Source organism: Xanthomonas sp. CFBP 7698, from assembly GCF_003600855.1.
Lineage (GTDB): Bacteria > Pseudomonadota > Gammaproteobacteria > Xanthomonadales > Xanthomonadaceae > Xanthomonas > Xanthomonas cannabis.
Genome location: NZ_PRDN01000005.1, coordinates 131,544 through 143,821, shown reverse-complemented (window position 1 = coordinate 143,821; position 12,278 = coordinate 131,544). Strand labels below are relative to the sequence as shown.

At 65.6% G+C, this 12,278-nt stretch carries 8 protein-coding genes; 2 read left to right on the top strand and 6 right to left on the bottom strand.

Annotated elements, in window-relative coordinates; translation table 11 throughout:
• Positions 1–200 precede the first annotated feature (200 nt).
• The 6 genes from XnspCFBP7698_RS17675 to XnspCFBP7698_RS17640 form a co-directional block, all read right to left on the bottom strand.
• A complete protein-coding gene (locus XnspCFBP7698_RS17675; protein WP_039406398.1) occupies positions 201–527 on the bottom strand; it encodes a thioredoxin family protein in 327 nt (108 codons plus the stop codon).
• Positions 499–981 carry a flavodoxin gene (locus XnspCFBP7698_RS17670; protein WP_104581243.1) on the bottom strand — a complete coding sequence of 161 codons (483 nt, stop codon included), beginning with the start codon at positions 979–981 and terminating at the stop codon, positions 499–501. Before XnspCFBP7698_RS17670 ends, XnspCFBP7698_RS17675 begins: the two co-directional genes overlap by 29 nt.
• A gap of 89 nt (positions 982–1,070) precedes the next feature.
• Positions 1,071–2,114, bottom strand: coding sequence for a ribonucleotide-diphosphate reductase subunit beta (locus tag XnspCFBP7698_RS17665; RefSeq protein WP_024712257.1), 1,044 nt, complete (start codon positions 2,112–2,114; stop codon positions 1,071–1,073).
• 174 nt (positions 2,115–2,288) lie between these two features.
• On the bottom strand, positions 2,289–4,787 hold the full coding sequence (locus tag XnspCFBP7698_RS17655; RefSeq protein WP_104581245.1) for a ribonucleoside-diphosphate reductase subunit alpha: 2,499 nt from the start codon (positions 4,785–4,787) through the stop codon (positions 2,289–2,291).
• Between the two features lie 1,533 nt (positions 4,788–6,320).
• Positions 6,321–7,364: a DUF475 domain-containing protein gene (locus tag XnspCFBP7698_RS17645; RefSeq protein ID WP_039415496.1), complete on the bottom strand. Its 1,044-nt coding sequence runs from the start codon at positions 7,362–7,364 to the stop codon at positions 6,321–6,323.
• Between the two features lie 106 nt (positions 7,365–7,470).
• A complete protein-coding gene (locus tag XnspCFBP7698_RS17640) occupies positions 7,471–10,179 on the bottom strand; it encodes a bifunctional acetate--CoA ligase family protein/GNAT family N-acetyltransferase (protein WP_104581366.1) in 2,709 nt (902 codons plus the stop codon).
• Between the two features lie 203 nt (positions 10,180–10,382).
• On the opposite strand from XnspCFBP7698_RS17640, the gene XnspCFBP7698_RS17635 reads away from it, so the two are divergent.
• Positions 10,383–11,168: a DUF4198 domain-containing protein gene (locus tag XnspCFBP7698_RS17635; protein ID WP_104581365.1), complete on the top strand. Its 786-nt coding sequence runs from the start codon at positions 10,383–10,385 to the stop codon at positions 11,166–11,168.
• Positions 11,169–11,323: 155 nt separating this feature from the next.
• On the top strand, positions 11,324–12,217 hold the full coding sequence (locus tag XnspCFBP7698_RS17630; RefSeq protein ID WP_104581364.1) for a hypothetical protein: 894 nt from the start codon (positions 11,324–11,326) through the stop codon (positions 12,215–12,217).
• The last annotated feature ends 61 nt before the right edge of the window (positions 12,218–12,278 follow it).

The following is a 12,278-nucleotide window of genomic DNA, read 5'->3' as shown; positions in this document are numbered from 1 at the left end:
TACTTGGTGGTATCGGTGAGCCCTCGCGGCCAGGGCCGCTCCTACGAAAGCGTCGGTGCGTACTCGTTGACCACTCACGCCATCGCTGCCTGGCCGTTCCTACGGAGACATTGGTACGTGCGGCGACCGGCGTGGACTTGGTCGCTCCCCCGGGGGAGCACCGCCATTACGGCATGCGGGCGCTCGGACCTACCGATGCTTCAGAGGCTGGTCCTGACCGCGGTTTCCACCTGCGCCGGCGACTGGAAGCCAGGCAGGCGCGCCACCTCACTGCCATCGCGGTATAACGCAAGGGTCGGCGTCTGACGCAGGCCCAAGTCGCGGAAGAATTCCTCGCCTACTACTTCCAGCTTGACCTTCAGCAAGGCCACGCCACTGGCGGCTTCGCTGTTGGCGAACTTGTCCAGCGACATGTCCAGCATCCGGCAGCCGGGGCAATTGTCCTTGTAGAAATCCACCAGCGCGCGCGGATGCGCGGCCAGGGTCTGGGTGTAGTGCTCAGGCGACGTGACGGTAATGGTCTGCATTGGGATCGTTCTTGCATTGGGCCAGAACCTCGTCGGTCCAGGCGGCGATGGCCTGCGCATCACGCTGGCCGTGGGGCATCTGTTCGATGGTCAAACGGGGAAACGGGCTGTCGAAGAAGCGCGCGATGCGATGCACCGCCCCGCAAAAATACTCTTCGCCCCACTGCGTTTCGCCGGTGCCGAACACAGCAACACGCGGCGGCTTGCCCAGCGTGTCGACCAGTTCGACGATGAAACGTTTCATCTCAGCCGGCGTACGGCCGCCGTTGCTGGTCCAGGTACCCAGCAGAAACAACTCGTACGGCTCGTGCGCATGCGGCGCCTGGTCCAGCCGCTGCACATCGGTTTCCAACCATGTCACCGCATGCCCGGCCGCTTCGCAGCGCAGTGCCACACTGCGCGCAACATCACGCGTGTTACCGCTCAACGAGGCCAGGGCGAGCAGGATGTTCATGGGGCGGGGATTGGGGAATGGAGAATGGGGAATTGGAAGAGCGCGGTACTGTCTGCTTTTGCCATTCCCGATTCCCTATTCCCGATGACTCACAGATCGTCGAAGCCGTTGTCCGAATTGGTTTTCTTGTACGACGCATTCCGCATCTCGAAGAAGTCGGTCTTGGTCTCGGTGAAGTTGTCGGCGTAGGCCTTGATCCACGGCATCACGTTGTCGTTGGCGCCTTCGTACAGTTTCTCGATGCCGAGCATGCCGGCCATCTTGTTGGCGCGGTACTTGACGTAGCGGATCATCTCGTCGACGTCGATGCCGTCGATGCCGTCCAGCACTTCGGCGGTCCACACCGTTTCAAGGTCGATCGCGTGTTCGAAGGCCTTGTGCACGTAGTCGGTGAGCTCGTCGCCCTGCAATGCCTGGTTCTCGCCGATGATGGCGCGAATCAGCTCGCTGATGAACTTGGAATGCGCCAGCTCATCGCGGTTGATGAAGCTGATGATCTTGCCGGTGCCGGTCATGCGGTTCTGGCGGACCAGATTGTAGAAATACGCAAAGCCGGAATAGAAGTTGATGCCTTCCAGGATCGAAGACTGGATCAGCGAACGGATCAGCGTTTCGGCCGTCTTCTCGCGCATGAAGTCTTCGTAGGCGCCCATGATCGGTGCGTTGCGCTTGATGATGGTCGGGTGCGTACGCGCGATTTCGAACACCCGGTTCTGGTCGGCAAGGCCGGTGATCGAGGCCAGCACGTAGCTGTAGCTCTCGTTATGGATCACTTCCTGCTGGCCGATGATGGCGGCATTGGCGTGCGCGGCCGGGTCGGTGATGTATTCGGCCACGTTGTAGATGAAACGCGTCTGCGGCGAATCCAGCGTGGCCAGCAAACCGATGATCGAATCGTAGGCATTCTTTTCGCGCGCCGACAGCTCGTTGTACTGGCGCGCATCGCCCTTCATGTCCACCTCGTCCGGGATCCAGAAGTTGGTCGACAGTTCCTTGTACGCCCGATAGAAGGACGGGTACGGAATATCGTTCCAGTTGAGGATGCCCGAAGTCTGACCGTTGATGATGCTGGTCGAACGGTTCGGGTGACGCGGCTCAAGAATTTTGATGCGTTCAAGCGGTGTTGCGGACATGGGTCTCTACTCGTGTTTCAGGCGTCGCGCGCGTGCAGCGGGGACGACAGCAGCAATCATTCTGGAGGAAAGCCCCCTGAGTCAGGGAGCGCGCCGAAGGCGCGGGGTGTGGAAGCTGGTGAAGCAGGGTCCACGGTTCGCAAGGCGAACCGTGGAAGCGAAGCGCGAATGCGCTTAGCTACTGCACCACTCGCACTCACTGATGTCGATATCGTTGGAACGCACGTAGTACGTGGTCTTCAAGCCTTCGCGCCAGGCGGTCATGTGCAGATCCAGCAACGTGCTCGCACGGATGGTGCTGGGCACGTAGAAGTTGAAGCTGATCGACTGGTCCACGTGGCGCTGGCGGCGCGCGTTCTGGCGCACGCTGGCGAACTGGTCGACCTTGTAGGCGCCCTTTTCGTAGTACGGCCAGGTTTCCAGCGACAGGCCGGGCGCGGCGACCGGGCGACGGAAGTCCTTCTTTTCTTCGTAGTAGAACGCGCTGTAGATCGGATCGATCGAGGCGGTGGAACCGGCGATCTGCGCGGTACTCATGTTCGGCGCAACCGCCAGCATCCACGCGTTACGCACGCCATTGACCGACACCTGCGCCGACAGCTCCAGCCACTGCGGGCTGTTGTAGTCGCGCGCACGGAAGTACTCGCCGTTATGCCAGTCGCTGCCGCGGAACACGCTGTAGGTGCCCTTTTCCTTGGCCAGCTCCATGCTCGCCTGGATGGTCAGGTAGTTGATGCGCTCGTACAGCTCGTCGCTGTAGTCCTCGGCTTCCTTGGCGTTCCAGTGGATGGCCTTCTGCGCCAGCAGGTGGTGCCAACCGAAGGTGCCAAGACCAATCGCGCGGTACTTCTGATTGGTGATGGTGGCCTGCGGCACGGGGAGCTGGTTCAGATCGATCACGTTGTCGAGCATGCGCACCTGGATCGGGATCAACCGCTCCAGCACGTCGGCGCCCAGCAGATCGGCCTGGTCGGCCTGCACGGTGATCGCGCGGCCCAGGTTGATCGAAGACAGGTTGCACACGACGAAGTCGCCGGCTTTCTTGGTGGTGACGATCTGATTGCCGCTGATGATCTCCTGCATCATCCGCGTCGGGCTCATGTTCTGCAGGATCTCGGTGCACAGGTTGGACGAATAGACCATGCCCTCGTGCTTGTTCGGATTCTTGCGATTGACTTCATCGCGATAGAACATGAACGGGTTGCCGGTTTCCAGCTGGCTGACCATGATGCGCTTGAAGATGTCGATCGCCTTGACGGTCTTGCGCGTGATGCGCTCGTCGGCAACCACTTCCTCGTACTTGCGACGGAAGCTGCTGTTGGCGTCGCCCTTCTTCTCGTCATAGAAGTCCTGCAGGTACCAGCCCTTGATCCGCTTCACTTCGTGCGGGTCGAACAGGTACCAGTCGCCGCGACGCTCGACCGCTTCCATGAACAGGTCGGGGATGCACACCGAGGTGAACACGTCGTGCGCGCGCAGACGCTGGTCGCCGTTGTTCAGGCGCAGGTCCAGGAACGCTTCGATGTCGCGGTGGAAGATGTCCAGATAGACCGCGATGGCGCCCTTGCGCTGGCCCAGCTGATCCACCGACACGGCGGTGTTGTTGAGCTGCTTGATCCACGGCACCACGCCGCCGGACGAATTGGACACGCCGCGGATCGCCGAACCCGACGAACGCACATAGCCCAGGTACGCGCCCACGCCGCCGCCGTGCTTGGACACGCGCGCCACGTCAGTGTTGGAGTCGTAGATGCCCTGCAGGCTGTCGTCGACGGTGTCGATGAAGCAGCTCGACAGCTGGCCGCCGACCTTGCCGGCATTGGCCAGCGTCGGCGTTGCCACCGTCATGTACAGGTTGGACAGCGCCCAGTAGGCCTCGCCCACCAGCTGCATGCGGCGCTCGCGGCTGCCCTTGCCGGTGCCGATCTCGTCCTGCATCAGGTACAGCGCAATGGTCAGCCAGCGCTCCTGCGGCAGCTCGAACACGCCGCGCGAGTTGTCGGTGGCCAGGTAACGGGTGGCCAGCAGATACAGGCCGTTATAGGCGAACAGCTTGTCGCGCTCGGGCTCGATCATCTTGCCGGCTTCGATCAGCTCGTCCTTGGAATAGCGGCGCAGGATGTCGTTGGAATAGACATTGCGGTCGGCCAGGCTTTCCTGCAGGCCCACGAACGAGCCGTACTTCTGGCTGGCGTCGTAGAAGCGGTTGCGGCTGGCGCGCTTGTACAGGCGGCGCAGGTACAGACGCGCAGCGAAGTGCTCCCACTCCGGGGTGGTCAGATCGACGCGGGCTTCGGCCTCGCGGATCAGGTGGTCGACCAGGTCGTCGGCGTTGACGCTGTCCTTGCGCTCGACAAAGCCGAACACCGAGCGCTTGTAGTCGGCCACGTCCAGCTGCGGGAACTCGGCATGGATCTGGTCGATGGCGCGCTCCAGGCGCTCCGGCTCGAACGGAATCTTGCGATTGCCCGCTTCCTTGGTGATCCAGGTGGAGACGTTTTGTTCTTCGATGGTCTGTGCGTGCATTGCAATGGCTTGGCGGGGAGGCGGCACGATGTCCGACGGGTCGGTCAATTCCGGCGCGCCACAGGCAGGCGCGGCGACACTGGCGGAGACGCTGGTGGGTGTTGCGGTACCGGCGGCGATCGCGGAAAGGGTGTCGTTGGTGGTCATGCGTCCTCCATGCGTAGGCACACGAACCCGCTCGGGGAGCGAGTTGCGGCCGGATCCGGACTCCCTGGACAGCGATGACGGTGCAGGGCGAGCGGCACGCAAGACGGGCGTCTGCGGCGGCATCGACATCACCAGCCATCTCCTCACCGGAGATTCCACGGCCGCCACCGCGCGGTGTGCTGTCGCGTGGTGGTCGGTGGCGAAACAGCAGCGGCGCCACAAGACCACATCACCAAACCCAAGCCGAGGCCCGGATGGCTGTAGTCATGAGTGCGACCGCGGCGGGGAGGCCCTCGACCGCGGCCCCGCCGCGATACGTGCTCCCACTGGTCCGGCCGCCTTGTGCGACCAACCACCGACTCCCCCAAGATAGTGGGGTACCCGGGAGGGGTCAACACCAAATGTGGGAAAAACCCGCAAACCCTTGTAGCGCAAAGAACTGTCTGACGAACGGTCGTCCCGGGCCGGCGAACCTGTCCAAGTGGACTGCGCAGTCAAGGCCCAAACCGGCTTTCTGCTGACTGGTCGGGTTCGGCTGGGACGACTGCCGCACGTCTCGATGCTGCAGCCGGTCACAGTGGGCCGCCACTGCCATGAGGGGGACTGCAGCAACGGCGCAGATGATCCGCTCTCCGCCTGATCTGCCGGTATGGAGCAATCAGATCAAGGCGCCCGCACGGTACGTCTCGCGGTCACTTGGCTGTCTTCACGCCTGGTCGAGGGCGCGGCGCCCTCACCGCTCGCGGGACACGCCGTTAACCCGTCCATGGGGCTCGATGGCGGCATCCATGCCGCCAACGGTCCCGCAATCGGTAAGGACACCGCACCAGACAGTTGGTCGGTGGTCGCGTGAACGCTGTTTGTAGCGCGTTGCGCATCTGGTGTTGAGCCGGCGCGTCATGATCGAACAAGGCGCATCAATCGCGGCTCCTACCGTGCGCACCGACCATCTTGACTGGTCCTTGCCCGCCCACCGTCGCGGGACCTTGAGCGGCATGGATGCCGCGCCAGAGCCTCCAGGGACGGATTCACGGCGTGTCCCGCGATGGTGGGCGGGCAAGGGCCCCGCAGCAAACACAAAGACGTCGAGGGCGCGGTGCCCTCACCGCTTGCGGGACACGCCGTTAACCCGTCCATGGGGGCTCGATGGCGGCATCCATGCCGCCAACGGTCCCGCAATCGGTAAGGACACCGCACCAGACAGTTGGCTGGTGGTTTTGTTGAAGAGCGAAGTCAGCGCACTAGACAGTTTGCTGGCTGCTTTATTTAAATCTATGCAAACCGACCATCTTGACTGGTCCTTGCCCGCCTACCGTCGCGGGACCCTTGGCGGCATGGATGCCGCCAAGGAGCTACATGGATGTACTTGCGGCGTGTCCTGCGATGGTGGGCGGGCAAGGGCCCTGCAGCAAAGGCGCAGATGATCCGCTCTCCGACTGATCTGCCAGGATTGCGCAATCAGGTAGCGACGCCCGCATCGTGCCTATCGCGAGCGCTTGGCGATCTTCAAGTCCGGTCGAGGGCGTGGCGGCCTCAGATCTCGGTCGGGCCGATGTGGTGACGCTTGCGGTAGCGGATCGAGGACCACACCGAGGCGGCGATGAAGGCCACGCCGATCAGGCCGGTCAGCACTTCCGGCACGTGGTAGACGGTGCCCACCAGCATGATGATCGCCAGTACGCCGATGGCGTAGTGCGCGCCGTGCTCCAGGAACACGAACTCGTCCAGGGTGCCCTTGTGCACCAGGTAGACCGTCATCGAGCGCACGAACATCGCGCCGATCGCCAGGCCCAGCATGATGATGACCACGTCACGGGTGATGGCGAAGGCGCCGATCACGCCATCGAACGAGAACGAGGCATCCAGCACTTCCAGATACAAGAACGCGGCAATGCCCGAACGCTTGGCCGGGCCCATGCTGCCGTCTTCGCTTTCTTCGGCCTCGAACAAGGCATCCACGCTGCCGACCAGCAGATACAGCAGGATGCCGCCCAGCCCGGCGAACAGCACGCTCTGGAAGATGGCATCGGGCAGGAACAGCTTGGTGCACAGCAGGACCGTCACCGCCACAATCACCGACATCGCATCGGCCTTGCCCAGCTTGCCGACCAGCCGCTCCACCGGGCCCAGCCAATGCAGCTTGCGCTCCTGGTCGAATAGGAAGTTGAGGAACACCAGCAGCAGGAACATGCCGCCGAAGGCGGCGATGGACGGGTAGTTGTCGGTCAGCACCTGGCTGTAGCGGTCCGGCTCCTTCAGCGCCATCTGCATCACCGGCACCAGGCCCATGCCGGTGGCCACCGACACGATCACGATCGGGAACACCAGGCGCATGCCGAACACCGCGATCAGGATGCCGACGGTGAGGAACAACTTCTGCCAGAACGCGTTCATGTGCTTGAGCACACCGGCGTTGACCACCGCGTTGTCGAACGACAGCGACACCTCCAGCACGCTCAGCACCAGGCATAGCCATAGCGCCTGCCAGATGCCCATCGCGGAGGTATGACCCCACCAGGCAGCCAGGCCCAGGCAGATCGCTGTGACCAAGAACGACATTCTGAAATCGCGAAACATTGACACTCCCAGGCGGGCCGAGACGACAGCCGGAGCAACGGGCCAGGGCAAGGCCCGGCAGATCCGGCGTGCGGTGGAGGATGGGGGACCGCGGCGTGACGCAACGTCAGGCCGGGCGCGGCTCGCCCATTATAGGGAGTGTCACCGCCATCAGGGTCGCATCGTCCGGATCCGGGCGCACGCCGAAGCCCAGGCTCTGGCACATCGCCAGCATGGTGCGGTTCTCGCGCAGCACCTGGCCTTCGATCTGCTTGAGGCCCAACCAGCGCGCGTACTCGATCATGATGCGCATCAGCTGCCAGCCGATGCCGTGGCCCTTGAGGTCGGAGCGGATCAGGATGCCGTACTCGCCGCCTTCGTAATCGGCGTCGGCATGCAGCCGCACCGCGCCGAGCATGTCGCCGGTCTTGGGGTCGATGGCCACCAGCGCGATCGAGCGCGCGTAATCGAGCTGGGTCAAGCGGGCGATGAATTCGTGGCTGAAATGCTTGACCGACTGGAAGAAACGCAGCCGCAGGTCTTCGTCGGTGACGCGCGCGAAGAACGCGCGGAACAGCGCGTCGTCTTCCGGGCGCACCGGGCGCACCAGCGCGTGGGTGCCATCGCCCAGGCCGATCTGGCGCTCCCATTCCTTCGGGTACGGGAAGATCGCAAAGCGCGGATGGCCGCGACCCTTGTGCAGCTTGCGCGCCGGCGCCACCGCCACGCGCGCGTCCAGCGCAATCACGCCATCGCGGTCGGCCAGCAGCGGGTTGATGTCCAGCTCGGTGATCTCGGGGATGTCGGCGGCCAGCTGCGCCAGCTTGACCAGCACCAGCGCCACCGCGCGCTCGTCGGCGGCCGGCACGTCGCGATACGCCTTGAGGATGCGCGAGACGCGGGTGCGGCCGATCAGCTCGTGGGCCAGGCGCAGGTCCAGCGGCGGCAGGGCCAGCTCGCGGTCGTTGATCACCTCAACCGCGGTGCCGCCGCGGCCGAACACGATCGCCGGGCCGAACACCGGGTCGTCGGCAATGCCGGCGATCAGCTCGCGCGCCTTGGGCCGCAGCACGGTGGGCTGCACGATCACCCCTTCGATCAGCGCGTTGGGGTGCGCGGCGCGGGCACGCGCCAGGATGCCGGTGGCCGCTTCGCGCACCGCCGCCACGCTGGACAGGTTGAGCCGCACGCCATCCACGTCGGACTTGTGCGCGATCTCGCTGGACAGCACCTTCAGGGTGACCGTGCGCCCCATCGCCAGCAACGGGTCGGCCAACAGCGCGGCTTCGTTGGCGGTGGCGGCCACCTGCAACGGCACGATCGGGATGCCGTAGGCGGCCAGCAGCCGGTTGGTGGCCACCGGGTCCAGCCAGCGCCGCCCGGCCACAAGTGCCTCATCGACCACGGTGCGGGCGATGCCGGCATCCACCACGAAGTCTTCCGGCAGGCTGGGCGGGGTTTCCATCAGCGCCGCCTGCGCCTCGCGGTAGCGCACCAGGTGGGTGAAGCCGCGCACTGCGTCCGATTCGGTGGCATAGGTGGGCACGCGCGCGGCGTTGAGCGCGGCGATGGCCGCATCGTCCTGGCCCAGCCACACTGCGAACACCGGCTTGTCGCGCTGGTAGCGGTTGCGTTGGTCCAGCGCGCGGGTCAGCGCCTTGGCCGCATCGGCGGAGGAAGTAAAGGCGGTGGGCACGTTGACCACCAGCAGCGCGTCGTTCTCCGCATCGTCCAGCAGCGCTTCGATCGCCGCGGCGTAGCGCGCGCCATCGGCATCCACGATGATGTCCACCGGGTTGCTGCGCGACCAGCCTTCCGGCAGCGACTGATCGAGCTTTTCCAGCGTCTTGGGCGACAACTCGGCCAGGGTGCCGCCGCGCAGCACCAGCTGGTCCACCGCCAACTGCCCCACCCCGCCGCCATTGCTCAGGATCGCCAGCCGCCGGCCGGGGAAGCTGCCGAGCCGGCCCAGGGTTTCGGCCGCGGCGAACAACTCGTCCAGCGCGCCCACCCGCAACAGGCCGGCACGTGCGAATGCCGCGCCATACACCGCATCCGAGCCGGCCAGCGCTTGGGCGTGGGTGTCGGCATTGGGGTTGATGCGGAACTGGCGACCGGACTTGACCACCACGACGGGTTTGGCACGTGCCGCAGCACGCGCGGCCGACATGAACTTGCGCGCATCGCCGATGCGTTCGACATACAGCAGGATCGCGCGGGTGCGGTAGTCGGTGGCGAAGTAATCGAGCAGATCGCCGAAATCCACATCCAGCGTGTCGCCCAGCGACACCACCGCCGAGAACCCCACCGAGCGCGCCACGCCCCACTCCACCAGCGCGGCGGCAATGGCGCTGGATTCGGAGATCAGCGCCAAGTCGCCGGCCTGCGGGCAATGCGCGGCAATGCTGGCATTGAGCCGCGCGTGCGGCGCGATCACACCCAAACAGTGCGGGCCGAGGATGCGCATGCCCTTGGCCCGCGCAGCCGCCTCCATGCGCGCAGCCGGCGAGCCAGGCCCGTGACCCAGGCCGGCAGTGAGGATGATCGCCGCGGCCACCCCGCGCCGCGCCGCGATGGAGACGATGCGCGGCACGATGCGCGCCGGCGCAGTGATCACCACCAGATCCGGCACCCACGGCAGATCGGTCAACCGCGGCACCGTGCGCACGCCATCGATTTCGGTGTAGCGCGGGCTCACCCAACCGATCTGGCCAGGGAAGCCGGCCGCGCGCAGATTGCGCACCACCGCCCGCCCGGCCGAGCGCTCACGCGGGCTGCCGCCCACCACCGCCACGGTGCTGGGGCGAAAGACCTGCTGCAGGTGGTAGGTACTCATGGTGCGGGGGACGCGGAAGCCATCGCGCTACGGTACACGTCAGGCAGAGCTGGCGTCATCGACCCAGCGGCAGAGAAACAGCGACACAGCACATCCTATTGTTGTGAACGATTCTTATTTTCGTTAATATCCCGTGGTCAGCCAGCTTCCCGCGCCGCCCCGCGCCCCTGCCGCCAGCGACTCATCCGGAACAGGGACCCCCCATGAAACTGCTGACACTGTCGGCGCTGCTGCTCGCTGCATCTGCCTCCGCGCATACCCCTTATCTGGCGCCGAACACCTTCGCTCCGCAGCCCGGTCAGACGGTGACGCTGGACGCGGCCTTCGCCGAGACCTTCTTCGTGCCCGAAGCGGCCTTCGACCAGAGCCATTTCAGCATCACCGGGCCCGATGGCCGCGATGTCGAACCGGCGCGGGTGCAGGCGCTGGACACCCGCACCGTCGTCGAACACGCGCTGGGCAAGCAGCCCGGCACCTATCGATTCAGCAGCGGCCTGCGCGTAGGCGCGCAGTTCCGCACCTGGGAACTGGACGGCAAGCGCGAGACCGTGCGCGACCCGAAGGTCCCCATGCCCAAGGGCGCCACGCTGGTCGCCAGCTTCCAGTCGCGCACCCTGGCCGAAACCTATGTGAGCGTCGGCAAGCCCGATCGCACTGCATTGGCGCCGCGTAACCGCGGTCTGGAACTGGTGCCGGTCACCCATCCCAATGACCTGTTCGTGGGCGAGACGTTCGCTTTCACGGTGCAGTACGACGGCGTGCCGCTGGCCAGGCAGACCGTGGACATCAGCGAGGCGGTGTGGACCTCCGACCGCAAGCCGACGGTGCGCAGCGTGACCACCGACGCCGCCGGCCGCGCAGTCCTGAAACTGGACCACGCCGGCACCTGGCTGGCATTGACCCGCCACCGCACCCCCGCGCCGGCCGGCGCCCCGGTGCGCGAGTACAGCAACAGCACCACGCTCACCTTCCAGGTGCTGGAGCAGTAGCGCCACGCAACCGCTGCGGCGGTTGCGTGTCTTGCGGCGTCCACGCACCGGTGCGGACGCATCCACCTGGCTCAGCTGGCCGTCTACAGGCAGTGCTCTGCCTGTCGCACCGGCGCCAAGGCCCGGCACTTTTTTCTTCCCTCACGAGGCAATCCATGAACACTGGCTCCCTGGCCGGCGCGTGTCTGTGCGCGCTGCTGCTTCCTACCGTTGCTGTCGCCCAATCCGAGCCGCGCCCGCTGCTCGGCGGTCACGGCAACAATGTGCAGGCCTTCATCACCCAGCACGACGACAACCACGACGGCCGCATCACCGCCGCCGACTTCGCGGCCTTCCGCCGCAGCCGCTTCGATGTCACCGACCGCAACCACGACGGCACGGTCGATGAGGACGAGTACGTGGGCGAGTTCCGCGAGCGCCGCCAGCATGCGCTGGAACAGGAACGCGGCGCGCAGGCCGCGCAGGGCAAGCAACGCTTCGCCGCACTCGACAGCGATGGCGATGGGCAGGTCTCGCGCGCTGAATTCGATACTGCCGGCGCGCAGGACTGGGCGCGCGGACAGGCAGCCCTGGCGGCCGCCGCCAACGCTGCAGCCACCGAGCCAACGGTCGCCTTCGATCGCGACGGCGGCCGCCCGGGCATGCCCGACAGCCAGTCGGCCGACGGCTTCCTGGCGCTGTACGACGAGAACGGCGACGGCAAGGTGGGCCGCGCGGAATACGCGGACCTGCGTGCGGCGCAGTTTGCCGGCGCCGACGGTAACCGCGACGGTGCGCTGTCGATGGACGAGTACCGCGTCGAGTTCGAAGACCGCCTCAACCGCCGCCTCACCGCGCTCGAGCAGGCCGACGATCGCCAGGTGCACGTGCGCTTCAACGTGCTCGACACCGACAAGGACAAGCGCATGAGCTTCGCCGAATACCAGGCCTCGGGCCTGCGCACGTTCGCCCGCGTCGACCGCAATCACGACGGAGTGGTGGATGCCCGCGACGCGGCGTTGCCGCCGCCTGCGCCTGCCCCGGCTTCTAGACCGGCCCGGGCGGACTGACGAACCGGCCAACTGCTCTTTCCGGCGCGGATCGACACCCGCGCCACCTGGCCCGCCACTG